At 38.4% G+C, this 24,567-nt stretch carries 21 protein-coding genes, 1 other RNA gene and 1 riboswitch; of the genes, 9 read left to right on the top strand and 13 right to left on the bottom strand.

Annotated features, from left to right (window positions below; translation table 11 throughout):
• Positions 1-2 precede the first annotated feature (2 nt).
• Complete coding sequence (gene thiS / locus H0W62_09385) at positions 3-206, bottom strand: sulfur carrier protein ThiS (GenBank protein ID MBA3648748.1); 204 nt, start codon at positions 204-206, stop codon at positions 3-5.
• A gap of 63 nt (positions 207-269) precedes the next feature.
• Positions 270-361: riboswitch (TPP riboswitch) on the bottom strand.
• A 78-nt stretch (positions 362-439) separates the two neighbouring features.
• On the bottom strand, positions 440-1,234 hold the full coding sequence (locus H0W62_09390; protein ID MBA3648749.1) for a DUF3108 domain-containing protein: 795 nt from the start codon (positions 1,232-1,234) through the stop codon (positions 440-442).
• Between the two features lie 276 nt (positions 1,235-1,510).
• Here H0W62_09390 and ruvC point away from each other — a divergent pair, with 276 nt between their 5' ends.
• Complete coding sequence (gene ruvC / locus H0W62_09395; protein MBA3648750.1) at positions 1,511-2,020, top strand: crossover junction endodeoxyribonuclease RuvC; 510 nt, start codon at positions 1,511-1,513, stop codon at positions 2,018-2,020.
• A 10-nt stretch (positions 2,021-2,030) separates the two neighbouring features.
• Here the strand turns inward: ruvC and H0W62_09400 are convergent, their stop codons facing one another.
• The 7 genes from H0W62_09400 to rsmA form a co-directional block, all read right to left on the bottom strand.
• The gene (locus H0W62_09400) at positions 2,031-2,429 is read right to left on the bottom strand and encodes an HIT domain-containing protein (protein MBA3648751.1); all 399 of its coding nucleotides are present in this window, start codon (positions 2,427-2,429) and stop codon (positions 2,031-2,033) included.
• 6 nt (positions 2,430-2,435) lie between these two features.
• Complete coding sequence (gene greA / locus H0W62_09405; protein ID MBA3648752.1) at positions 2,436-2,909, bottom strand: transcription elongation factor GreA; 474 nt, start codon at positions 2,907-2,909, stop codon at positions 2,436-2,438.
• Positions 2,910-2,991: 82 nt separating this feature from the next.
• A complete protein-coding gene (locus tag H0W62_09410) occupies positions 2,992-4,053 on the bottom strand; it encodes a PorV/PorQ family protein (GenBank protein ID MBA3648753.1) in 1,062 nt (353 codons plus the stop codon).
• Between the two features lie 26 nt (positions 4,054-4,079).
• Positions 4,080-7,877 (bottom strand): hypothetical protein, encoded by a 3,798-nt coding sequence (locus tag H0W62_09415; GenBank protein MBA3648754.1) that lies wholly within the window; start codon positions 7,875-7,877, stop codon positions 4,080-4,082.
• Positions 7,878-7,897: 20 nt separating this feature from the next.
• Positions 7,898-11,572 carry a carboxypeptidase regulatory-like domain-containing protein gene (locus H0W62_09420; protein MBA3648755.1) on the bottom strand — a complete coding sequence of 1,225 codons (3,675 nt, stop codon included), beginning with the start codon at positions 11,570-11,572 and terminating at the stop codon, positions 7,898-7,900.
• Between the two features lie 108 nt (positions 11,573-11,680).
• The gene (locus H0W62_09425; GenBank protein MBA3648756.1) at positions 11,681-12,637 is read right to left on the bottom strand and encodes a hypothetical protein; all 957 of its coding nucleotides are present in this window, start codon (positions 12,635-12,637) and stop codon (positions 11,681-11,683) included.
• A gap of 7 nt (positions 12,638-12,644) precedes the next feature.
• Complete coding sequence (gene rsmA / locus H0W62_09430; GenBank protein MBA3648757.1) at positions 12,645-13,436, bottom strand: 16S rRNA (adenine(1518)-N(6)/adenine(1519)-N(6))-dimethyltransferase RsmA; 792 nt, start codon at positions 13,434-13,436, stop codon at positions 12,645-12,647.
• 110 nt (positions 13,437-13,546) lie between these two features.
• Here rsmA and H0W62_09435 point away from each other — a divergent pair, with 110 nt between their 5' ends.
• Both H0W62_09435 and pdxA read left to right on the top strand, forming a co-directional pair.
• Positions 13,547-14,986, top strand: coding sequence for a leucyl aminopeptidase family protein (locus H0W62_09435; GenBank protein MBA3648758.1), 1,440 nt, complete (start codon positions 13,547-13,549; stop codon positions 14,984-14,986).
• A complete protein-coding gene (gene pdxA, locus H0W62_09440) occupies positions 14,983-16,041 on the top strand; it encodes a 4-hydroxythreonine-4-phosphate dehydrogenase PdxA (protein MBA3648759.1) in 1,059 nt (352 codons plus the stop codon). The genes H0W62_09435 and pdxA overlap by 4 nt, the downstream gene beginning before the upstream one ends.
• Before the next feature lie 62 nt (positions 16,042-16,103).
• Here the strand turns inward: pdxA and H0W62_09445 are convergent, their stop codons facing one another.
• Positions 16,104-16,997 (bottom strand): esterase family protein, encoded by an 894-nt coding sequence (locus tag H0W62_09445; GenBank protein ID MBA3648760.1) that lies wholly within the window; start codon positions 16,995-16,997, stop codon positions 16,104-16,106.
• 134 nt (positions 16,998-17,131) lie between these two features.
• Here H0W62_09445 and H0W62_09450 point away from each other — a divergent pair, with 134 nt between their 5' ends.
• The 5 genes from H0W62_09450 (at position 17,132) to efp (ending at position 20,615) form a co-directional block, all read left to right on the top strand.
• Positions 17,132-17,671, top strand: coding sequence for a DUF177 domain-containing protein (locus H0W62_09450; protein MBA3648761.1), 540 nt, complete (start codon positions 17,132-17,134; stop codon positions 17,669-17,671).
• Between the two features lies 1 nt (position 17,672).
• Positions 17,673-17,858: a 50S ribosomal protein L32 gene (gene rpmF, locus H0W62_09455; protein MBA3648762.1), complete on the top strand. Its 186-nt coding sequence runs from the start codon at positions 17,673-17,675 to the stop codon at positions 17,856-17,858.
• Positions 17,859-17,987: 129 nt separating this feature from the next.
• Positions 17,988-18,950, top strand: a complete 963-nt coding sequence (plsX, locus tag H0W62_09460; GenBank protein ID MBA3648763.1) for a phosphate acyltransferase PlsX — start codon at positions 17,988-17,990, stop codon at positions 18,948-18,950.
• A 48-nt stretch (positions 18,951-18,998) separates the two neighbouring features.
• Complete coding sequence (locus H0W62_09465) at positions 18,999-19,994, top strand: ketoacyl-ACP synthase III (protein ID MBA3648764.1); 996 nt, start codon at positions 18,999-19,001, stop codon at positions 19,992-19,994.
• 54 nt (positions 19,995-20,048) lie between these two features.
• Entirely contained in the window at positions 20,049-20,615 is a 567-nt protein-coding gene (gene efp / locus H0W62_09470; GenBank protein ID MBA3648765.1) for an elongation factor P, read from the top strand.
• Between the two features lie 86 nt (positions 20,616-20,701).
• Here the strand turns inward: efp and fsa are convergent, their stop codons facing one another.
• Together fsa and ffs are read right to left on the bottom strand one after the other, a co-directional pair.
• Complete coding sequence (gene fsa, locus H0W62_09475; protein ID MBA3648766.1) at positions 20,702-21,358, bottom strand: fructose-6-phosphate aldolase; 657 nt, start codon at positions 21,356-21,358, stop codon at positions 20,702-20,704.
• A gap of 15 nt (positions 21,359-21,373) precedes the next feature.
• Positions 21,374-21,473, bottom strand: an RNA gene (ffs, locus tag H0W62_09480) — signal recognition particle sRNA small type.
• A gap of 377 nt (positions 21,474-21,850) precedes the next feature.
• Between ffs and H0W62_09485 the strand changes: the two genes are divergently transcribed.
• The gene (locus H0W62_09485; GenBank protein MBA3648767.1) at positions 21,851-22,864 is read left to right on the top strand and encodes a metal-dependent hydrolase; all 1,014 of its coding nucleotides are present in this window, start codon (positions 21,851-21,853) and stop codon (positions 22,862-22,864) included.
• Positions 22,865-23,085: 221 nt separating this feature from the next.
• On the opposite strand, the gene H0W62_09490 is transcribed toward H0W62_09485, so the two are convergent.
• On the bottom strand, positions 23,086-24,534 hold the full coding sequence (locus H0W62_09490; protein ID MBA3648768.1) for a hypothetical protein: 1,449 nt from the start codon (positions 24,532-24,534) through the stop codon (positions 23,086-23,088).
• Between the last annotated feature and the right edge of the window lie 33 nt (positions 24,535-24,567).

Here is a 24,567-nt window from a genome sequence, read left to right on the forward strand (position 1 = left end):
TATTAGCCTCCCTGCGCCGCTTCAATAATGAGCACTTCATCATTTTCTTTTAAGCTGAAATAGCCCCATTCACTTTTTGGAATTACTTCATCATTTACCGCTATCGCTATTCCATTTTTTTCCTGCAGCAATAGTTTTTTCAGGAGCATCTCTAATTGATTGCTGTCCTCTAAAGCAATGATATTATTGTTAACCTTAATGTTCATTAGTTTAAATAGATAGTTCCTTTTTTAAAACATTTAAATATGAAAAATCGAAAACAATAGAAGGAGATCAATTTAACTTTTCCCTTCGCAGGAATTACCCTGATCAGGTTTTGAGGGTTTGATCTCAGTCCGGAAGGACACCCCTAAAGTTTTCGAAAACGAAACTACAATTTTTTAAACACTTGCTTTTCTATTTAGTGCCGCAGAAGCATTGTTAGGTTACCATTCTCAGATCAATTAACTTTTGCAGTTAACGGGTTTCGGATACCTTCATACCGAAACATTTGTGCTTGTACTGCACCAACTACAATAGGCGATTCTACTAGTACGGGAATTTTATTCTCATCATCTGTAACGTGTACGGTCATTTTCTCCCCACCTTTAAAGATAGTCCCTTTGATTAAGAGAGGGCGAAATACAATACAGCGAAATGTGCCCTGGCTCGTAGTTATCTGCTCCTTTCCGATATAGCGGATATAAATAGGATAGATTTTATCATCTAAAAATAAATTTACCGGAATGGTGTCATTTACGTTATACCGCGCAAAATTGATATTACGGGCATAATATATAGCCGATAGAACATCCTGAATACAGTCCGGTATATTGAATGTTCCATGAGTTGAAACAGCCTTTTGCTGATCATGCTTAAAGGTAACATTGTTATAGATGGAATAACCTCCCTCATTTACATTACGTATGAATTTAAGCGGTTGCAATGTTTCCATGTCAACATAGCTTTCATATTGATCACGAACCTTAAAAAACCAATCGTAACTTTTATAGCTGCTGCCATACCCAATCATATGATACACCGGCTTATTTTCAAAAATGCCTGAATTCACTGTAAATGACACTTCACCACCATTAAATTTCAACCCGTGCCAGTTATAGCTAACTTTATAAAACACTTTTTCTCCAATGCTGAAAGCAGTATTATTTACAATACATCTTGAAGAAGTCTGTGCCGCGCCAAAATTAAAGCAGGTAATCAACCAGAAAACTAAAGTGGCCAATACAGTTTTCATTCTTTATATCAGGTAATGTTAATCTCCAGATACCGTGCTATATAATATGTGAATAGATAAACGTTCTTCTAAGATTCATATTTTAAAGTTATTTTATTGCTGATTCTCAATTGCAGAAAACGGCTTCATAAGGTATTTCAATTTTCAATAATTGTAAAAGTAATTCCATCTTTATAATGTCATTGTTTTTTAGTTAAAAAGGCGCCATTGACTGAAACTGGAAATAAGACTGTAGCTTCTAAAATTATTCTTGGTATTGATCCCGGTACTAATGTTATGGGATTCAGCATAATAAAAATTGATGATAAAAGAATGGTGCTCGTTGAAATGGATGTTATAAGAGTAAATAAAGAAAAAGATCATTACCAGAAATTAAAAAAAATATACTCAGGGGTTCAACAGATTATACACCGTTACCGTCCTACTGATTTGGCCATTGAATCGCCATTTTTTGGAAAGAATGTACAATCGATGCTAAAATTGGGAAGGGCTCAGGGAATTGCTATTGCGGTGGCACTATCGGAAAAAATTGAAGTCTTTGAATATTCGCCAAGAAAAATTAAGCAATCCGTTACCGGTAACGGCAACTCATCTAAAGAACAGGTAGCACTTATTTTGTCTCAATTGCTTCGGTTCGACACAAAACATCTTTTACCCGATGCAACGGATGCTTTGGGTGTGGCTGTTTGCCATCATTTTCAAAATAAAATACTTTTTTCAAGGGATTCAAAAGTGTCAGGATGGAAAAAATTTATTGAATTAAATCCTGGAAGAATTATAAAATGAATTTAAAATCCTAAGCAATAAAGTGTGTCTGTACATCATTAGCTATGCTTCTCAGTCTTTCTGCAGGAACCTTTAGTTTAGATTTGCTGAAATTTATATCCTCTACACTTTGCAATGGGATCAAATGAATATGAGCATGGGGCACTTCCAGACCGACTACCGCAACGCCAATTTTTCTGCAATAAATTGATTTTTTAATTGCCTGAGCAACATGCTTTGCGAAAACAACCATATCCGAAAGCATCGTATCTTCTATATCAAAGAAATCATCAATTTCTTTTTTGGGAATTACCAGGGTGTGCCCTTCTGCAAGAGGCATAATATCGAGAAAAGCAATGAATTTATCATCTTCAGCAACAATGTAAGCAGGTATTTCCCGGTTAATGATTTTTGTAAAAATGCTTCCCATAATAATCTATATTGAAATCTCAAGAACTTCCAATTTTAACTTGCCTGAAGGAACATCGATTTCTGCAACTTCTCCAACCGCTTTTCCCAGCAATCCCTTTCCAATCGGAGAAGTAACTGAAATCTTCCCTGTTTTTAGATCTGCTTCTTTTTCCGATACAAGCATAAATTGATTGGTCTGTTTTGTCCCCAGGTTTTTGACTTTTACTTTAGCCATTACTATTACTTTTGAACCATCAAATTTGCTGGTATCGATAATTCGCGCATTTGCAAGTGCCTCTTCTAATTTGGAAATTTTCATTTCAAGCATACCCTGTGCATCTTTTGCCGCGTCATATTCTGCGTTCTCAGAAAGATCACCCTTTTCCCTTGCTTCCTGAATTTGACTTGCAATTTCTGCCCTTCCCTTTGTTCTGAGCTCGATCAGCTCTCTTTTTAATCTTTCTAATCCTTCAATAGTTAGATAGGTAATGTCTGACATAAATTGGCTTTCTTGTTTAATAAATAAAGCAAAAAGAAACGCTTCCTTTTGGCAGAAGCGTTTCTTTAAACAAGTGGTAAAATTACAAATTAATTCGTACTCCCAGAGTATGAGTTCCGTTGAATGGAGTGGTAGTACGATACGCATAATCTATCCCTATGGTGGGCCCATTCTGCTTCAATGGAATTTCAAACGTAATGCCCCCGGCAATACCGGTGAGGGAAGATACCCGTAACTGAGGATCAGTAATATTTTTTTCGTAGTTATAACCTCCGCGAATCATAATCAATTCCTTAAATGCATATTCTAAACCTAAACCAAATTGATCTTCAGAAAAAGAGTTGGAAGTAAAATTAGCAGCAACAGTCAAACGATGCATTTTTTTGCCTGCTGAACCAAACTTGAAGTCGTATGCGCCACCTATATTCAATAAAGAGGGCAGCTGAAATCCCTGGGAACGCTGTTCAACAGTTAATGTATAATCACCTTGCGGTGCCTGGCCTAAAAAAGTCAAACCATCTCCGCCAAACGTCATTGGGGTCCCTACATTTCTAAGTGAAATTCCAAATTTTATTCTTGTTGGGTCAGAAGCAGGACCTGTAACATACTGGACACCTGCATCCACTGATGCTCCTAAAGCATGAACATTCGAAATGCCTTCTGAGATGCCCCGAACTACAATGCCACCATAAATACTATTGGAGAAAACTTTTGAATAGGCTAAAGCAATATTAATGAACTGCGGACTGAAATTCCCCAGGCCTCCTTCCGGTTGATCTTCGGTAGTAATAGGAATATCACCAAAATTAATAGACATGATATCAAGCCCTAAAACTCCTCCGCTTTTACCAAGATTCTGAGAAATGCCAAAAGTATTAAATGAGATTCCAGTGCCTTGTAACCAATTGGTGTGAGAAAAAACAATCTCGGTTTTTTTTGTAAATGCGAGCCCCGCTACATTCAGGTTAAGAGATTCAATGCCTCTTACATTAGCTGTATTTATTCCATTCCAGCCTGAACTTCTCGCCCAGGGATTTATCAATAGTTCAGTAGCTCCGGCTTCACCCTGACGGTCCTTATTTCCTGCCCATACAGAAGAAGACAGAAGAAGAAAAAAAACGAAAGAAAGTTTTAGAAATCTCATCATATTTCGATAGATTAAAAATTAAATTAGTAGTTACTCAAGTCTGTTGGACGCATTACACCGAACCATTTTAATGTCTTTTCTCCTATGCCCGGTGCATCAATATGGATAATGTACAATCCGCTTGCAATAGGAATATTTGCATCATTTGTTAAATCCCAGTTGACCGAGGTTATAGAAGCATCATCACGTTTAATGGTTTTTATCAAGGTTCCATCCAAAGCATAAATAGTAATAGTGCAAACTTTAGGCAGATTAGTAATTTTTATCACATTCTGCACTTTAGTTTGTTCATAGGCTGAATAGGCGTAATATGGATTAGGAACAATCCTTATGGTATCAAGAGCATTCACAGCCGTAAATAAATCTCCGCTCCGGGCCGCAATATTTGCAGTATTGAATAAATATTTAGGGAATCCCGCGCCAGCGGTCACATCCGTAACATATTTTTGATAAGGCTTGGTAACCCTGACTTTTATAGTGGTAGTGGTAGGGATTAAGCCATCCTGAAGGGACCGTAATTGAAATCCATTGGCAAGCAACGGAATCATCGTCCATGCCATGGTATAATATGCTATTCTTTTATCCGCAACTAAACCTGTAGTCAACAGTCTTTGATAATTTGCTCCTTCATCGTATTTTGATCTGGTAATGTATACATACTGCATCCCACCCAGAACATAGCTGGTAAAGGTGTTTGAAACAATACTGCTAGTTGGATCCCATAGCATGTCTCTCCCATTTTCACTGGTAAGCCACGAATTCTCTCCAAATATGATATTCAGCCTCTCTCCTGTTTCGGGATTTATAGCATAACCAGGAAACCAGGAACGTCCGCGGTCATTAGGATTCTCCGATCCGTCTTTATTCCTGGAATTGGCTGCCCTCAGGTCCAGCTTTCCTTTATTGCCTTCAGTGAGGCTAAGGTCGGATTGAGTTTCTACTACTACGCAATGAGTCCATTTTGAAGTATCGGCTGTGAAAACAAGATCAAAGCTAATTAAGCTATCAAGCGGATTGTTAACTCCCTGAGCCAGGTGACTATGCGCCAAAACGTCTGCCCATGCGGGTCCTATTACGTTATCATCCGATGTTAAGCGATAAGGAGCAATAATACCTCCTAACACATTTTCGTATACCTGGTTATCATCAAACCCTGAATAATCTGTAAAGTTTACAAGACCATTGGTTGGATCTGCTGTGCCCGACCTTATCCAGTTGCTGTAGTCCGGGCCTTCAAAATCCGGGAAGCCAGCTAACCAGGGCTCCTGAGGATTCTCGAACTGCATTGTAGCACCAATATAACCGTTGTTATTGTTTGTTTGATCGGCTATGGGGCCTCCCGGATTACGTACTTGTTTTATAAATACAGACAAGCCCCAATCTGGTATAAGCTGCTCATTACTGGCATTTATAGTAGTATCCGAAAATTTGGTTTCCCCTGTGCTTAAGTTAGTAAGATACCAATATGTGGAAGCTCCATTTAATATTTTGGATGATACCAGTGAAGTATCAACCAGACCTAATTCAAAATCTGCGTTGGGTATAATTTTAGGATTATAAACTTTTACACCAACTGGTCCTGCTCCTCCGTTATAAATTTGGTGAAAAATTTGGCCGGAGGGGCTGCTCAAAATTGCTTCTACGCTTTGCTGGGTAAGATCAGTAAATAATTCTCCATTCCCGGTACCTTCCTGTCTCATAATTTGTGGCCCGTCTCCATACGTGGAATTTAAAACCAATCCCCCGTTTTCGGGGCTAATTTTATGAGGAATACCACTATATGGTTTAATGTTTTTACGCCCCGGTAAATAGGGATGGGATTGTTTGGTGGTTACAATATTTACCACGTGTCCCGAAGTGTCTTTTATAGAATCAGTCTTAACAAAATTGTTATATGCATATGAAATCAAACTGAAATAATAGGTTTTGTTATTTACCAGCTGTGTATTTCCAGTAGCAAAAGCATCCGTAGTAACTAATAGCGTATGCTTGATACCCTGATCTGCTCCTTCTACTTCCAGAGTAGGAACGGTAGCATCGAGGTTGGGGTCATAGTCAAGATTTACCAGTTTACTAACTCCATCCTTAACGTCTTCCTGCAGAATTAATCTTGCTTTTGATGGATCGCTGAAATCCTGTGCTGTTACGTTTGAATTAGCGAGCTGATATAATTGATAACCCTGGAAAGCATATATAGAATCCGCTACTCCTAAAATAGCAATTTCAGGATCAGATATTTTAAAGTTCTCAATCTGTTCTGTATTATTAATAGATAAAACCAAAGCTCTGTCCAGTTCAACAATAGAAAGATCAGGTGCAGGCGGGCCTTCTAATAATTGGAAGCAATGATCAAATAAAGCTTGTGCTTTTTTATCAGCCTGTTCTAACAAACCAAAGTTTGGGCAAGGATACGTGCCTATAGGAGGCCGAACCCAAACCACACCTACTATTATATCATTGGATGTTCCCGGATCAAGGCGGAAAGGGCCCGATGCTTCAATTTCACGCCGATCAGCAAATACATCTTTCGCGGAGCATTCCGACCAGCCCGGCCCCGAAGGATCATCTGGAAAAACAAATTTAGTAGGCACGCACGAACCCGATCCATGGCAATATGCATCACCTCCATAAATAAATGGAGTTCCATCTTTCCAGGTACCAGAAAGATATCCATAATAATCTCCTGCATTTTCCGGATTGCCCTGAAGTGTAAAGTCATTATTATAATATAAAAAAGAAGACATACCCAACTCCACACCATACTGATTTAATGGTCCTCTGAAATAATCAATACCAAGATAAGGAGGTTGTCTTCCATAGCTCAATGCACAAACAGAACCTCCATCTACAGCTTCTCCGTTATATATTATCCCGAGCCCGGTTTCAACATTACATCCTACATAATCATCCACATAGCAGCCTAAATCGGGATCCAACCACTGACCCATAAAAGCACTATCCAATGGTGAAGTAGCTTTATTAAGCAGCTGGTATTTATAAAAAGTCATGTTATTTACTTCATCATTGGTTTTAAAACCAAAAGCCAATGCATGTACTTCAAGCCCTATAGCAGTAGCTCCTGTTTCTGTATGTATATTTCCTTTATCATTATAAACCCACCAGATCATCTGATCTGCATAGGTAGCTTTGCTGCATGTTTGATCAATAATCGGATAATCTCCATAAGTAGGGTCATAATAGCCATTATTATCAACATCATAAAAAGGAGCCATATTCCTATTCCCTACATTAGCATTATAAGGATTTCCGTTTCCCGGCCATTTCAAAATATCATCAGGAACCTGTGAGGGGCTGAGTGGAATAGGGTTACTTTTTAAAATGACATTTAAAAAAGAATCAATCTCAGATCCGAACACCTGAAAATGGGTATCCCATAAACGACAGGTAGCTTTATCCACTGTTCCATCATCATTCAATGGCCCGGGAAAAAAATCATTTCCGTTCTGCCTGTAAGTTTGGGCAGCCACTTTAAGCTGGCCCTGCGCATCGAAACCGCCCACCCATACGGCACCAGCAAACATAGAGCTGGGATTTTCAGGCTGGCCCTGCTGGTGTTTGGGCACTTCGTACTTCGCATTATTATCTAAATCCCACCACAGATCTCCACCGTTCTGGATAAGGGCACGAACATTATTTATTTCGAGATTAATAGAATGAGAAGCAGGCGCACAATCTGCTGCGGAAATTTTATCTGATTGCGCTAACCTGCCAGGCATATTTACATTTTCTTTTGCCCAGGAAATAATGGTAAAGAGGCAGAAGAAAGGTAAAAGGGAAATAATCTTTCTTGATTTTATCATGATTTGATCTTTCTTAAATATTAGAAATTAAGTACTGCTCCCAGGCGAATGGTTCTCGGCAAGGAGTAATTCCCCGGATTATTTACAGCAATATTATACAGCAAAGAAAATGATTGGGGATCAAGCTGTCTTGCTGCATAATCCTGACCACCGGCCGATGCCAGATAACCATCATCATTTGGGTTTCCGGTATAGCCATACACGCTGATCACATTATTCGCATTTAACAGGTTTTCCACCAACAGGTATACATTTAAATATAATCCTTTATCAGGCTGCTCGCCTTTTATCTTAAAGTCTTTATCTACCCGTGCATTCATCCGGAAAGTCCAGGGAAGGCGGGAACCATTTGGATTACCCTCAGTAGATGATTGTGTTGCTACACCATTGATTTGGGTTGGAGTAGATGTTGATTGACGGGTATACGGGGTACCGGAACCAGCGATCAGAATTAAATTCAATCCTGTGTTTGCCAGTAACTGTTTATCACTCTGCCCGAACAATGGACCATTATAATTTTTTCCCTCGCCATAACGATAGTCTACCAGGAGGTTTATATTATGCCGCTGATCATAACTGAATGGCAAGATAGTACGGATATTAGGCTCACCCGAATTAATCAGGTTTAGTGATGATGTAGCATCAGAACCGGTACCGTTGGCAAACTGAAGCGTGTAATTTGCATCGAGTTTAACATTTTTAATTCTTCGTAATTCGTAGGTAAGCTGAAATGATTGAACCGTGCCAAAGTCATAATTTCCGTAGGTAGTATAATTAACAGGATAGGCATAAAGTATTTTTACTGCCTGAATATTGTCTTTTAATTCCCGGTAAGTTGCAGAAAGAGTTAAGGCCGAAGAAGAACCTAATGCCTGCTTGAAACCGACCTGAAAATCAATGGTTCGCTCTGGTTTTAAATTCGGATTGTTAATGAAGCTGTTGTTAGTTCCTTTTAAAAAATAATATTGAACCGGTGTAGCACGCAGGCCTACTAATGGTCTCTGCGAGAGTACATCATAATGGGCAAAAAAGAGTGCCTGGTCTGATATTGGAAAAGAAAAAGCAATACGGGGCATTATTGTAAACTGTGGATTATAGTCTGTAAAACCCTCAGGCCCTAAATTCAGGCTTTCTGTATTCGTGTTTACAAGATAGGGCGTGATGGTTTTAGTAGCTGTTAATAATGCTATATCATTAGGATTATTTACTACAGCACCTTGCGCACTGTACCACGTACCATTATGCCGGTAACCTACAATCTTGGTTGGGTCAGGAAGGTCATTTACATAGACATAAAAGTCGTCTCCAATGTTAGAAGGATGGTCTCCGAACTGAGATACCTCTCCCGCTGTGCGTATCGGATATAAAGAATACGGATCCTTTAAAACTTTCTGATTGGCATCAAAACGGTCAACGCGCAAGCCAATATTAAAAATGAGGTCTTTAAAATTAAATTTATCCTGGATATAGGCTGCTGCATATACAGGTCTGAAGGCTGCTGAATTGCGTGTGAAATTGCCGTTTGCATCTTTCTGGTTAAAAAAATCATCAAGCGTAGGCTGTTTTTTTAAAACATTACCTAAATAATCATACCCGTAATAATCGACAAAGCTGCTCCCGCTATTCAATAATTCATCCGGACTAAACATGCTTAAGCTTAATTGACTTGGATCTAGTTCATCAATGTAAATGAAATCGGTACCGTTCACAGGTAACCCTAATGATTGGCGCAATGCCTTATCAAAGTAGGATTGATCCCCTTCCACATACCCGCGGTTATATCTTACGGTGTCAAGAAAAACACCACTATTATCATATACGGGGATTGGATTGGTTTTATCAAGTGAAGCTATTTGATTGTTAGTAAGCTGCCGCGCCTGTTGCCACAATCCTACCGGTAAAACAGTATAGCCGCGGTCAATCCGTTGCTCGTATTCAAATCCAAACTCCAATGCATGTCGTCCCTTTTCTCCTTTAGTAGCATTCACAATGTCAACAGAAGCATTTAATGAGAGGCGCAGTTGATCCCTGTTAAGGATACCATAGCTAAAAATGGGATAGCCCGAACCAGCAAATATGGAATAAGCGCTTGTATTGCTAAAAGGTATAATACCATTTATTATTCCTCCCCCATTAAGAATATCAAATATATTTTGATAAAAACCTGCAGGATCATTTCCAATCAACTGATAATATTCCTTTGTATAATTAGCCAAATAAGGATTCAGGCTACCGGGTTCAAAGGTGGTAAGTGTATCCTGATAGCCCAATAATAACCAACCCGTTAAACCGGTAATCGAATCTTTTCCAAAGCCATAAATCGGTTGATTGTAGGTATTAAACTTTCCAACATAACCATAGTCGAAGGCATTCCGTCCTAAATTTTTATCTCCATTGGTGGAATAGAACTTAGTGTAATCTGTCTGTATGGAATAAAAGGCGTTTTGAAAAATTGTAGCGGATTTATTGGATTCTCCTGAAGCGGTAGGAAACCGCTGGGTAAACCTCACAAATCCTCTGTAGGTGTTATCCTTTTCATAATTATTCCCTTCCTGGGAATTCAAAAGATTTCTCGCAAACGTATTATTATAGAAACGGCTCAAAACTCCATCTGCGCCTACAATTAAATTCAAGTATTTGTTAAGCTGAAAATCCAATTTGCCTGTAAAGCGATAATCATTATTGGCATCATTCTGATAACGGTCAATTTCTTCGAGATCATCCGCTTTAAGAAAGGAAGATGCAGGAACAAAACCTACAGAGCTTGGAGAAGGAGCCAATGGATTCTCATGCAGGTTTTTCAGTACGTCGTCTTTAACTTTGTAAAGCTGTACTGCCGACAATCCTCCAGCAGTATGTTCATATTCACCCGATACAAAAAATCCGACTTTTGTAGATGCACTATCAGTTTTTCGATTCTTTGTAAAAGCCGGGCCTGAAAGATTGAAGCTGGCCAGATTGTATCCGGCTCCATCGAGCAATTCTGAAGTTTCCAGTTCCAGGCCGCCGCTGTATTGCTGAGATGGGCCACGGGTTGTAATGTTAATTACCCCACCTGTTGCATCACCATACCGTGAAGGTATTCCTCCTGTGAGCACCGTTAGCTGCTCTATGGAACTTGCAGGTAAGCTAAGCCCTCCCCGCATCGGAATGCCATCAACATAATACTTATTGGAATAATCCCTGGACCCGTTAATATTAAATCCGGCACCATTATCTTTTTGAAAAACACCCGCAGAAAGCGCTGCATAGTTATTTACTCCCCGTGTACTTATGTTTTTTATTTCATCTTTGGTGATTGTACTTCCGGTAGTGGTTTTATCGGGTTCCACTAATTTTTGTGTCGAAATCACAATATCCGGTAATGTAGAAACACTTGATTTCAATGCTACATCCTGGAATGAAATTCTATCGGAAGTTACAATAATTCCAGTGTATACTTTAGGTTGAAATCCGAGATAGGAAACTTTTACATCATAGGTGCCCGGCACAATGGGCTTAATAGCATAATTTCCATTATCATCAGTTTCTCCATATCCTTTTTGGGCACCATTTTGCTCCAGTACAACATTTGCAAAAGGAACTCCTTGCTTATTAGATTCGTCGTAAACCTTTCCCTGAAGGGAACCGGTTTGAGCGTGAATTTGATTTAAAATAAATAAGGAAAAAACAATAAGGGTGTAGATTTTTCTCATGCGGAAGAATCATTTGGTTTGGTTCAAAATGCTCAAAGTGGCAAATATATAATCTAAATCGGAATTAAATGTAGCACTAAAAATCAAGCTATTATCACTTCAATCTTCTTATGACAAACCTTTGACACTATTGGATAAGGCAGCGATTTTTTCCAGCAATACAAGGGAAATTTTCTTTTTTGACTCGAAACTTTTTCCGGCAATGTGAGGAGTAAATATTACTTTACCCGTATGCACCAATTGCTCAAAAATCATTCTTTCAGATTCAGAATGTGTTTCGAATTTTTCATTTTCATAAACATCGAGGGCTGCACCAAGTACTTTGCCTTGCTTAAGCGCCTGCAATAGATCGGAATGGTTGATTACCCTTCCCCTAGAAGTATTAATAATGTAAATGGGCTTTTTAAATAGATCAAAATATTCTAATGAGATTAAATATTCTGTGTCCGATGCAAGCGGAACATGTAAACTGATTATCTCTGCAGTTTGAAATATTTCCGCCATTGTTTTTTCTGCTCCGTACCGGTCAGAATAATTTTTTAAAAACCTGTCGTACACAAATACATTCATTCCAAATACAGAAAGTTTTTTAGCAAAGGCTTTTCCGGTATTTCCATAACCAATAATTCCAATAGTTTTTCCCTCCAGCTCATGCACCCTGTTTTCTTCTACAAGCCACTTCATCTGTTGTGTTTCGAAGGATGATTTTGTTATGTTGTGAAATATTGACAACAGCAACCCCATTGCATGTTCTCCTACCGAATTAGCATTGCCTTCTGGTGAATTGATGCAAGCGATATTTTTTGACTTTGCAAATTCCGTATCAATATTTTCCATGCCGGATCCTGCACGTGCAATAAATTTTAAGGTGGTTGCCTGTTCTAAAACTTTTTTGTCCAGAAGAATTCGGGTAGCTATTATAATGCCCGTGTAACCATCAATACAATGGAAAAGATCAGCCCTCAAAATTGTAGGCTTGTAATCAACCGTAAATCCCATTTGATGCAATCCTTCAATTAACATTGAATCACAATTATCCGTTATCAATATCTGTGGTGATGCCATTTGGAATTTAATTTTGAATAGTTGTGGTAGCAGCTATTTGGTTGCTTAGTTCGATCCATTCATTAACCGATAACTGTTCAGGACGAAGGCTAAAAACAGGCCGAGCTATAATTTCAGGACTAAGATTCAATTCACCAAGTCCATTGCGAAGCGTTTTTCGCCTTTTTCCAAAAGCGGCCTTTACCATTTTCCGTAATAATTTTTCATTAATAATTTGCTTTTGTTCCGCTTTTCGCCTCATGCAGATTACTGCCGAGGTGACCTTGGGTGGAGGCAAAAAGCTCATTGCAGGAACATCAAATAAATATTCACAATCATAAAAGCTCTGCACCAATACGCTTAAAATTCCATATTCCTTATTACCATGCACAGAGGTAATGCGCTGTGCTACCTCTTTTTGAAACATCCCTACCATTAATGGAATGCGGGATTTATTCTCAAGTATTTTAAAAACAATTTGTGAAGAAATATTGTACGGGAAATTCCCTATAATGTTAAAGGAATTACACTCGATCTTATTAAGATCCATTTCCAAAAAATCATCAAAAAAAATTTTCTTTTGCAGGGACGGAAATTTGGTTTTTAAAAAATTCACCATCCGCTCATCAAATTCCACTGCATAAAAATCAAAATCCCTTTCATCAATAAAATACTTTGTCAGCATACCTGTTCCTGGGCCTATCTCAAGTGTGGCAGATTTATTATTTTTTACAAGGAATGTATCAACAATCTTTTTGGCTATATTTTCGTCCGCCAAAAAGTGCTGACCCAATGATTTTTTCGCAAGCATTTTTTCAATTTACAGTGTTTCATCAAACTGGACTAAAATCATGATCTTTTCGGTTAATTTTTAATTTTTGCAACGTCAGTATACGGTTTACTATTTTTGTCAGATTCTTAGCTATCGATATGAAAATAACCCTTAGTCGAAAAGTTTTACAAAAGGATCATTCTATAATTTTAGCAAATAAAGATTCTGATTTAAACGCAATAGGATTGCCTGAGGAATATATTGATATTATTAAAAATCAATTAAAAAAAGACATAAAGCAAATAGTGATTCCTTCCCCGGCACAAATTATTTATTTTGTATCAGTAGATGAATCAAAAGAAATCTATAAAACAGCCGAAAGTTTCCGGAAAGCAGGGAACAAAGCGCTTGGAATTATACACAAACATAAGCTCGCTGGTATAACTATCAGGAATATCAGCAGCTTCAAAAAAGCAGCTCTTTTTTTTGCTGAGGGAATGGCTCTTGGGAACTATCAATTTATAAGGTATAAAAAAGATGCAGCGAAAGAAAGCTTTGTATTTAACGAAATTAAAATACTGGATCAAAACATTACTGAAGAAGAGGTAAATAAGCTGCAGGCCATAGTGGATTCAGTATATATGGTAAGGGATTGGGTGAACACACCAGCCAATTATTTAAATGCCACCGATCTGGCAGATGCAATCGTGCATGCATCAAAAGAATCAGGTTTTAAAACTGAGGTATTTAATAAGACCAAAATAGCTGCTTTGAAGATGGGTGGATTGCTTGCAGTGAATCAGGGAAGTGTTGACCCACCAACCTTCATTATTATGGAATATAAACCAAAGAATGCTATTAATAAAAAACCAATAATATTGATAGGGAAAGGCGTTGTATATGATACCGGTGGCCTAAGTCTGAAGCCAACCACCTCCATGGACTATATGAAATGTGATATGGCTGGCGCCGCAACCATCACCGGAGCCATAAGTTGCGCTGCCAAAACGAAGTTGCCCCTTCATGTTATCGGCCTGGTGCCTGCTACTGATAACAGGCCCGGTCTGAACGCCTTTGCTCCCGGTGATGTAATCACAATGCATAATGGGATGACTGTTGAAATGCTGAATAGTGATGCAGAAGGAAGAATGATTCTTGGCGATGCATTAAGTTTTGCACGTCAATATAAACCTGAACTGGTTATAGATGTGGCTACTCTTACAGGTGCGGCGCACCGGGCAGTTGGCGATCACGCAATTGTATATATGGGAACAGCTTCCGAACAAGTAAAAGAGGATCTGGAAGATTGCGGAATGCAGGTATATGAACGGTTGGTGGAATTTCCCCTATGGGATGAATATGGTGAAATGCTTAAAAGTGATATCGCAGATATTAAAAATGTAGGCGGTGCTTTAGCAGGCGCTATTACCGCTGGCAAGTTTTTAGAAAGATTTACTGATTATCCCTGGATTCATTTTGATATTGCCGGAGTTGCTTATTTTCAGACATCGATGGGCTATAAAGGCAAAAATGCTTCTGCTATTGGAATGAGATTATTATATAGATTCTTAGAAAAAAGATCTCAACAAAATTCATGAGTGATCACAAAAAATATTTAATTGGTATTTCTGTTGGGGATATTAATGGAATCGGAATTGAAGTCTTTATTAAAACCTTTACAGATACCCGAATGATGGAATGGTGTACACCAGTTGTGTATGGATCTTCCAGGGTAATTGCCCAGCACCGTAAGAATTTAAATCTTGGATCTTTCAATTTTAATGTTGCCTCAGGTATTGATCGCCTCCAGGCTAATACTGTAAACATTATTACAGTATGGGAGGATGATCCTAATGTTCAATTCGGTGCTATTAATGAAAACGGTGGTAAGTATGCTTTTCTTTCCCTTCAGGCGGCAGTAAAGGATTTGAAGGAAGGAAAAATAGATGCATTGGTGACTGCACCTGTAAATAAAAAAAATATTCAATCAGAAAATTTTCCTTTTACAGGCCACACCGGATACCTGGTACAGCAGTCCGGCGAAACGGATCACATAATGATGCTTTGCAGTAATGAAATGCGTGTTGGGTTGTTAACCGAGCACATTGGCCTTTCAGATGTTTACAAATACATAACGAGGGAATCTATATTAAAAAAACTAGCGACCATACAAGGTTCTCTGATACGCGATTTTGGGATCGATAAGCCTAAAATTGCGGTGCTTGGCTTAAACCCTCATGCCGGAGATGATGGGATAATCGGAAGAGAAGAGATTGATATAATTAAGCCAGCCATTGCAGAAGCCATCAGTACGAATATGCTCGCATTTGGACCGTATAGTGCTGATGGATTTTTTGGTTCCGGAAACTATAAAAAATTTGATGCGATTCTGGCAATGTATCACGACCAGGGTTTAATCCCCTTCAAGGCTTTATATTTTGATTCAGGCGTAAACTACACGGCCGGCCTTCCTTTTGTGCGTACTTCTCCCGATCATGGAACTGGTTTCGACATTGCAGGAAAAAATGTGGCCCATGAAGAATCCTTTCGACATGCGGTATTTCTTGCTATTGACATTCTGAGAAACAGGGAAGGATATGCAGAAAGAACTTCAAATCCATTAAAAAAAATAGAAATTCCAAAGGAGCGTTAATCCAGCTGAGGGTTTGGTTTATGAAAGATGAATCGAATCGGATTTAGCAGGAACAAAGCTTACTAAAAAAAGAATGCCCATTTTAAAAAATATGGCATTGCCTTCGCCCAGGTTTTTTGGTTATGATGGCCACCTTTAATTTCCAGATATTCTATGTCCCGGTAAGGACGGTAGCCCTTTTTAACTAATTCAGCAATTAAATCCAGAGTATCGTCAATTGAATCAATAATTTCATTAGCATTCCTGTCTGCCCTTTCATCCTGAGTTCCCGTTTGAAACCAGAATTTCAATCCGGGTCTGAATGCATCCGCTCTTACCTGTGAATGAATAATTCGATCCATCTCATCTGTATATCCTTCATTATATCCTTTGCTTCGCCACCATAATGATCCGGAGAATACGCCTATCTTTTTAAAAACTTCAGGATAATTCCAGCCAATGTCCAATGCAGATAGTCCACCTAATGAATAGCCTGCAATTGCATTGTTGCTTCCGAAAATATCAATTCGGAAGCGGGAGGCAGCCAAAGGCAAAAATTCTTCCATCAGAAATGAGCTGTATGCTTTAGCAAGGCTTCCACGTTTTTTAAAATCACTCTGTGCAGCTACGCCATACTCCTGTATTCGGTTACCCGCATGGATAGAAAAAACCAAAGGCTCGAAAAATTGTTCCTGCCGAATTAGTCTCGATAGTGTGCTTTTCAGCCTGACTGATTCACTGTCCTGGCCATCGTTTAAAACAAGAAAAGGATAATTGTTTGTACCGAAACTATAGGAAGGAGGAATAAAAACATCAACCACCGTGGCACGGTTTAAAATCGGCGAATAAATATCTGAAATATGCTCAACCTGATATAGTGACTGTACTTTTTCTCCTGCTGTCTGCACAATTAATTTTTTCTGCGCAAGTATAAGAATTCTGCCGGGAAAAGTCAGAACCTGTTTTAGTGTTATCATTATATGTGAAAATATTTTCCATCATCATATATTCATATTTATATTTTACATGTTAAATACTTTTATCTGGTTACAGGCTATTATTATATTCCGGTCAATTTTTTACCTTTGCCTTCCTTTATAAATGAGGAAGAATGGATAGGTTGAGGCAATATGAAATTGCATTCGTGGGATTAAAAACAGGAATTCATCAATTCAATTTTGACATTGATGACCGGTTTTTTGCATACTTTAATAATTCATTGGTGAATAAGGGTGACCTGAAGGTTCACTTAAACTTCGATAAAAAACCATCTTTTTTTATTCTTTATTTTCGGATTGAAGGATTTGTTCACCTTCCATGTGACCGGTGTTCAGCAGAATTAGATTTTCCACTGGATGCCGATTTTACTATCGTAGTAAAGTTTGATGATCATTCCGAAAATGAACACGATGATTCTATGGCGGATGTTATTTATATCGATCGAAATGAAACCCATTTAAATACAGGTCAGTTGATTTATGAATTTATAAACTTAAGCATTCCCCTGCATCGAATTAATTGCGATAACTTAAATAACAAAAAGCCATGCGATTACGAAATCTTAAGCCGGTTAGTGGCTCCTGCACCAAAAAAACAAAAGCCTCCAGTGGATCCCCGTTGGAAAGACTTAACAAAAATTAAACTTAATTAACATGCCAAACCCAAAACGTCGCCATTCTTCTACACGACGAGATAAGCGCAGAACACACGATAAAGCACATGTTCCTACTATTAGTATTGATCCCACAACCGGCGCGCCTCACATCCGGCACAGAGCTCATTACCACGAAGGTGAGTTATTTTACAAGGGCAAAAAAATACTTGCCAAAAGTGAATAGAGGTATTCAACAAATCAAATCGTGAATGGTGTGGGCGGTTTGACAAACAACAATTATTAAAGAATCTAAAGACTGCTCTTTGGAAAACATTGATTTTTGCATTTGTAGCGACGCTAACCTTGAAATGAAATGAGAATAGGAATAGACGCTATGGGTGGTGATTATGCTCCTCTTGAATGCATAAAAGGGGCCTTGCGCGTCCGCAGGGAATTAGATACAAATGTGGAATTGGTATTGTTTGGTGATCAACCACTGTTACATAAAATTTGCATTGAACAGGGAGGGGACGGAAATGAATTTACGGTAGTACATTCCCCTGAAGTGATTGGAATGGCAGAATCCCCTACCAAAGCTTTATTACAAAAGCAACAGTCCAGTATTGCTATTGGGTTTCATTTTTTGAAAGAAAAAAAAATTGATGCATTTGCCGGTGCAGGAAATACAGGCGCTATGCTTGTGGGCGCTATGTACTCGGTGAAAACGGTAGAAGGTGTAATCAGACCGGCGATTTCAACCATTTTACCGCATACGGATGATCATCTTGGGTTTTTATTGGATATAGGTGCAAACTCTGATTGCAAACCTGAAGTGCTTTTACAATTTGGTATTCTCGGTTCCCTTTATGCCCAGCATATATATAAAGTAGAAAATCCTAAAGTAGCATTGTTAAGCATTGGCGAAGAGGAAGGAAAGGGAAATCTTCTGATTAAGGATACTTACCCGCTTATGCAGGATTGCAGTAAAATTAATTTTATTGGGAATGTAGAAGGAAGGGATATTTTCGGAGATAAAGCAGATGTAATAGTGTGTGATGGATTTACCGGCAATATCGTACTTAAATTCGGAGAATCCTTTTACGATATGATTAAGAAGCGAAATATGTCAGACCCGTTTTGGGATCGCTTCAACTATGAAAATTATGGAGGCACTGGTATTTTGGGAGCCAATGCGCCTATTGTAATAGCTCATGGTATTTCTAATGCTACCGCTTTTCACAATATGATACTTTTAGCAAAGAGCATGGTTGAAAGCCGTATAATAGAAATTTTTAAAGAGGCATTTATTAATCACCAAAATGGCCATCCCAATTAATGAACGCTACCATAAATGGTAGCCGGCATTTCCTGATAAATAATAATTATGGCAAAAATTACAGCAGCCATTACAGGTATCCACGGATATGTTCCTGATTATGTTCTTACCAACCAGGAACTGGAGGCAATGGTAGATACTACAGATGATTGGATTACTTCCAGAACAGGGATTAAGGAAAGACGTATTCTGAAAGGGGAAGGCAAGGGAACTTCGCAGATTGCTGCTGCAGCTGTAAAAGGACTGCTGAAAAAAACAAACACCAACCCGGATAGCATTGAGCTGCTTATCTGTGCCACTACCACACCCGATATGCAATTTCCTGCCACTGCAAATATTATTTCCGATTTGGTAGGGCTGAAGAAAGCATGGGGTTTTGATCTTCAGGCTGCCTGCTCTGGTTTTTTATACGCAATAACTGTTGCATCAAAGATGATTGAATCGGGCACTATAAGACGGGCCATAGTAGTGGGTGCCGATAAAATGTCATCCATTATTGACTATACTGACCGCGCTACCTGCGTAATATTCGGAGACGGAGGAGGAGCCGTTCTCCTTGAGCCAAATTTGCATGGTTTAGGTATCCTGGACTGCATCATGTATTCTGACGGTGCTGGGATGGTTCATCTTCATCAGAAAGCAGGCGGTTCGGCTATGCCCGCTTCAAAAGAAACAGTGGATAAGCGCTTGCATTACGTCTACCAGGAAGGGCAGGCTGTTTACAAGTTTGCAGTGTCACGCATGGCCGATGTGGGCTATGAAATTATGACTAAAAACGGGTTAACGCCTGATGATATAGCATGGCTAGTGCCTCACCAGGCTAATAAAAGAATTATTGACGCCACAGCACAAAAGATGGGACTGCCGGAAAGTAAAGTGATGATTAATATTCAGAAGTTTGGAAATACCACCAATGGCACCATACCGCTGTGTCTTTGGGAATGGGAAAAAAAATTACATAAAGGAGATAACCTGGTACTTGCCGCATTTGGTGGAGGCTTTACCTGGGGCGCGGTATATATGAAATGGGCCTACGAGTCCTGATAAGCTTAAAATAATTATCTTAAAGAAGCGAAATAATTACTTAAACCAGATATAATGGCAACAACTCAGGATATAAAAAAAGGTTTAACGATTCAATACAAGAACGATCTTTATACCATTGTAGATTTTCAGCATGTGAAACCGGGAAAAGGTGGTGCATTTGTGAGAACAAAATTAAAAAGCGTTACTACCGGTAAAGTGATAGATCAAACCTGGAACTCTGGTGAAGAAATAATCCCGGTTTATGTTCAGCGGAAAAAATACCAGTTTTTATATAAAGATGAAAGTGGGTATAGTTTCATGGATCAAAATACTTTTGACCAGGTTACCCTTGATGAAGAAATGGTGGTAGGCCATGAATTTATAAAAGAAGGGCAGGAAGTGGAAATTGCCTTTCATTCAGAAACAGATAAACCTCTTTCCTGTGAATTACCGGCATTTGTGATTCTTGAAATAACTTATTCAGAGCCTGGAGTAAAAGGAGATACTGCGAATAATCCGATGAAAAAAGCAATACTTGAAACAGGTACTGAAATCAGTGTTCCTTTATTTGTGGACAGCGGTATTAAAATAAAAGTAGATACCCGAACCGGTTCTTACGTAGAGCGGGTTAAAGTATAGCGATCTGTATAGAATGTATAGAAAAAACCCCTCTGCTTGGAAGCAGAGGGGAAAAAATCCTAACTATGGCTACTAGCTCGGTTTTTTTATTGTTGACCTTTTTTGTAATCCGCTAAAAACTTTTCTAATCCAATATCTGTAAGAGGATGTTTTAATAAGCCTGTAATGGATTCCAAAGGTGAGGTACAAATATCAGCTCCCGCTTCTGCACATTTTACAATATGTAGAGGACTGCGGATAGATGCTGCCAGCACTTCTGTTTTTATTCCATAATTGCTGTAAATCAATACAATTTGTTCTATCAGTTGTACTCCATCCCAGTTTGAATCGTCAATTCTACCAATAAATGGTGATACAATATTGGCACCGGCCTTTGAAGCCAGCAACGCCTGGCCTGCCGAAAAAATTAAAGTACAATTGGTTTTAATTCCATTATCTGAGAACCACTTTAATGCCTTTACGCCTTCTTTAATCATTGGCACTTTAACCAGAATAGCGGGATGAAGCGCTGCTAGTTTTTTACCTTCTGCAACTATTCCATCAAAGTCCGTGGAAATCACTTCCGCGCTTATATTCTGCCCGACCATTTCGCAGATAGTAACATAATGCTTCATGATGTTCTCTTCTCCGCGTATGCCTTCCTTTGCCATTAAAGATGGATTGGTAGTTACTCCATCTAAAATGCCTAAATCATTCGCCTCTTTAATCTGATCAAGGTTTGCTGTATCTATAAAAAATTTCATATTGGAGAATTAAAAAATGGGCAAGTTTCTTATATCGCACCGCTACAACCGCTTACCCTTGCTGCCTTCCGACCCTGGGGGAGTTCAGCAGGAGCTGGTCGTATAAGTCTTGCCCGCAACAAAGATAATTTAAATAGCCCCAAAACAATTCGAACAATCTAAAAATAGTTTTTCACAACAGCCTTAAAGAATCTGTGCAAAAGTTTGTTTGAAGTTCACCAAAGCCCCAACCCCGATTCTATCGAATATTTAATTAATACCTACTTAAAGACATTATGTAAATTACATAGAACATTGATTTCGAGATAAGTATCACCTACCATATATATGAAGATAATAGAATAAGTATTATGATTACACCTATAAAACGGTTATACTTCTAATGATTATCCGACATTTATAATAATAATTATTACATATATGTTTAAATGCAGGCAGTTTTTTTCATAATATTTTGCACGTCTGCTTCATACCTTTGTCAAAATATTGCATTTGGATAATATCACTCATGCGGTACTGGGCGCTTCGATAGGAGAACTAACTGCAGGAAAAAAGTTAGGAAAAAAAGCGCTTCTATGGGGTGCTTTAGCGGCAAATCTTCCTGATATAGATGTATTCTTTTCTTCTTTCCAGAAAATTCCGGATTCTTTATTAACCCACCGGGGATTTACTCATTCTATTTTGTTTTGTGCTTTAGCCACATTGCTGCTGGCATGGTGGTTTAATAACATGTTCCGAAGGTATAATGCAGCATTTGAGGACTGGGCCAGGTTGTTCGGATTCAGTTTATTTTCCCACATAATACTCGATTCCCTGACTACATATGGTACGGGATGGTTTGAGCCCTTTAGCCATTACCGGGTTTCATTCAACACCATTTTTGTCCTTGATCCTACTTATACAATTCCTCTTTTAATATCTTTCATCGCATTAGTAATTCTAAAATCTTCTTCACTAAAAAGAAAATACTGGCTATGGGCTGGCCTCATTATAAGCAGTTCTTACCTGCTGTTCGACTTTATCAATAAGATTTCGGTTGATACCCTGTTTGAAAAAACGCTGAAAAAAAATAACATTACCTGGGAATCTTACACTTCCACTCCCACTCCGCTAAATAACTTTTTATGGTACACCATGGCTCATAGTACCAATGGATATTATATAGGTTATCAATCCATATTGGACAAATCGGAATTTATGGATGTATTTTTTATACCAAAAAATGATTCACTGCTCATTCCATTTAATTCAGATGAGCGGGTACAAAAAATGATTCGCTTTGCAGAAGGTTATTATTGTATATCAAAAAATGATTCTGGTGGAATTGATTTTCACGATATGCGATTTGGCCAAATTGGGGGATGGCACGATCCAAATGCTCCCTTTGTCTTTACCTACCATTTATCAAAAGGTAAAAACAGCCAGATGATGATTAACCAGGGAAGATTCCAGGCTTCTACTAAAGAAGAATTTAATTCTTTAATAACCAGGATAAAGGGAATCTAGAATATTCCGATACAGGGTTCACCCCCTGTAACACTTATATCGATTCATGAATTGTAAAATTTTAGAATAGGCGACAAATATATCCTGTAATTATTCCGGACGAAGCACTCCCTGACGTCAGCGTAAAGAATTACAATTTCATTAACAACAATTTGCATTTTATTGTGAAATGGAACCGGCTTCCGAATGATAAATATTTTCTGTAAATGAAATAGGAATAGTTAATAAGGAGTAATTAACTTATCGTTTATCTCACTATAATTTCCCGGATGAAGATGAAAATAACGCTGGTTAAGCCAGCCGTCATCATATACTTCGTTGAGCCGGAGATGAAAGGAATTATTGTTCAGCTTCTGCATTACCTCTTTCTGATTTAATTCACTGAGCGTGGAAATACTTATCGTATGATCTTTATTATATAGAGAAGAAAATAAGATGGTTTCCATTGGCAGGCTCCACTCATACAAACGATCGTTTTCCGGATGTTTGGCATCGTCGATATAAAATTTGGAACCTTTGTTTAGTTGTGCTGCTGCAATTAACTGCTGTAGTTGCGCATTCCGCTGGCTATAAAAATCCGCATGCTGCAAAATAGCCGCACCCCGATAAATGATAATTAGCACAAAAATGATCTGCCAGATTATTTTCTTTGACGAGGTATAAAAGACTTCTTTCACGAATGGCATAAGGCAAAGAGGAACCAGCGTTAAATACATTCGCTCAAAATAATTGGTGCGTATCCAGGGGCCTGGCTGAGTAGTATTAATCAGCAAGATGTATCCTGCAATTACCGAAACAGTTAAAACAGCAAGCCTGTTTTTCTTTCTTTTCACCATATGATAAACAGCGATAAATGCCATGGTTAATAATTCACCGTAGTACAGAACCAGAAACTTTATCAGCGAATAAATATTATTCAGTGAGCCCAGATTGTTTGTTAAAATATTGCCAAGCTGGGATGCAGGCCAGCTTATTTTTCCGTTTTCATAGTCGGAGATAAAAAAATATTTATAGAGAATCCAGAAAAGAAAAATAAAACCCAACTGGATCGATAAGCTGCTGTTGAGTTTCTTCTCTTCGGAAATATGAAATAGAAGAACAAATACCACTCCTATAACCAGGAGCGGATAAGCGAATAAAACCGTGATCAGCATGAAATTAAAAAATAGCTTCTGCGATATTGTTTGATATCTTTTCTTATCGAGCAGGGCTGAAAAAAATATCAGTAACATTCCCCCGTACCAGACCTCGTACATCGGGCAGAAGTATAAAAAATACATCCCGCAAACACCCATGAGCAGCAACGCCCAGCAGGCACCTTCATGCCTTAGCCAGTAAAAGGACAAGCAAAACAGCGTCGCCAGGTACAGTACCGGGTTAATCGAGTTGAGAAATACAATACTGTTAAGAGGGAGGCTGAAAATAGTTCCGAGCCAGGCCAGGAATTGCGAGGCAATAAGAATATAACGCTGATGTTCCACCCGGAAACTCTCCGCGTTTACTACATGAAAAAAGTAATATGATCCATCCAGAAAAATACGCTCCTTAAAGAGACAGGCTGCACTAATAAAATAGGTTAGAAAATAAAAAGCAGCAAAAGCTAAAAGCCGTTTTCTATCAGTAAAGGTTTTATAAAAATATTTTTTACAGAGCAGAAATATGGTTAACACAGTAACCTGTAATTAACTTAAGACATCAAAAAT

Source organism: Chitinophagales bacterium (assembly GCA_013816805.1).
Classification (GTDB): Bacteria; Bacteroidota; Bacteroidia; order Chitinophagales; family UBA10324; genus MGR-bin340.

What these genes read in the sequence shown, in the direction of transcription:
- thiS (MBA3648748.1), bottom strand. Translation starts at nt 206, where the DNA reads ATGAACATTAAGGTTAACAATAATATCATTGCTTTAGAGGACAGCAAT.
- H0W62_09390 (MBA3648749.1), bottom strand. Translation starts at nt 1,234, where the DNA reads ATGAAAACTGTATTGGCCACTTTAGTTTTCTGGTTGATTACCTGCTTT.
- ruvC (MBA3648750.1), top strand. Translation starts at nt 1,511, where the DNA reads ATGGGATTCAGCATAATAAAAATTGATGATAAAAGAATGGTGCTCGTT.
- H0W62_09400 (MBA3648751.1), bottom strand. Translation starts at nt 2,429, where the DNA reads ATGGGAAGCATTTTTACAAAAATCATTAACCGGGAAATACCTGCTTAC.
- greA (MBA3648752.1), bottom strand. Translation starts at nt 2,909, where the DNA reads ATGTCAGACATTACCTATCTAACTATTGAAGGATTAGAAAGATTAAAA.
- H0W62_09410 (MBA3648753.1), bottom strand. Translation starts at nt 4,053, where the DNA reads ATGAGATTTCTAAAACTTTCTTTCGTTTTTTTTCTTCTTCTGTCTTCT.
- H0W62_09415 (MBA3648754.1), bottom strand. Translation starts at nt 7,877, where the DNA reads ATGATAAAATCAAGAAAGATTATTTCCCTTTTACCTTTCTTCTGCCTC.
- H0W62_09420 (MBA3648755.1), bottom strand. Translation starts at nt 11,572, where the DNA reads ATGAGAAAAATCTACACCCTTATTGTTTTTTCCTTATTTATTTTAAAT.
- H0W62_09425 (MBA3648756.1), bottom strand. Translation starts at nt 12,637, where the DNA reads ATGGCATCACCACAGATATTGATAACGGATAATTGTGATTCAATGTTA.
- H0W62_09435 (MBA3648758.1), top strand. Translation starts at nt 13,547, where the DNA reads ATGAAAATAACCCTTAGTCGAAAAGTTTTACAAAAGGATCATTCTATA.
- pdxA (MBA3648759.1), top strand. Translation starts at nt 14,983, where the DNA reads ATGAGTGATCACAAAAAATATTTAATTGGTATTTCTGTTGGGGATATT.
- H0W62_09445 (MBA3648760.1), bottom strand. Translation starts at nt 16,997, where the DNA reads ATGATAACACTAAAACAGGTTCTGACTTTTCCCGGCAGAATTCTTATA.
- H0W62_09450 (MBA3648761.1), top strand. Translation starts at nt 17,132, where the DNA reads ATGGATAGGTTGAGGCAATATGAAATTGCATTCGTGGGATTAAAAACA.
- rpmF (MBA3648762.1), top strand. Translation starts at nt 17,673, where the DNA reads ATGCCAAACCCAAAACGTCGCCATTCTTCTACACGACGAGATAAGCGC.
- plsX (MBA3648763.1), top strand. Translation starts at nt 17,988, where the DNA reads ATGAGAATAGGAATAGACGCTATGGGTGGTGATTATGCTCCTCTTGAA.
- H0W62_09465 (MBA3648764.1), top strand. Translation starts at nt 18,999, where the DNA reads ATGGCAAAAATTACAGCAGCCATTACAGGTATCCACGGATATGTTCCT.
- efp (MBA3648765.1), top strand. Translation starts at nt 20,049, where the DNA reads ATGGCAACAACTCAGGATATAAAAAAAGGTTTAACGATTCAATACAAG.
- fsa (MBA3648766.1), bottom strand. Translation starts at nt 21,358, where the DNA reads ATGAAATTTTTTATAGATACAGCAAACCTTGATCAGATTAAAGAGGCG.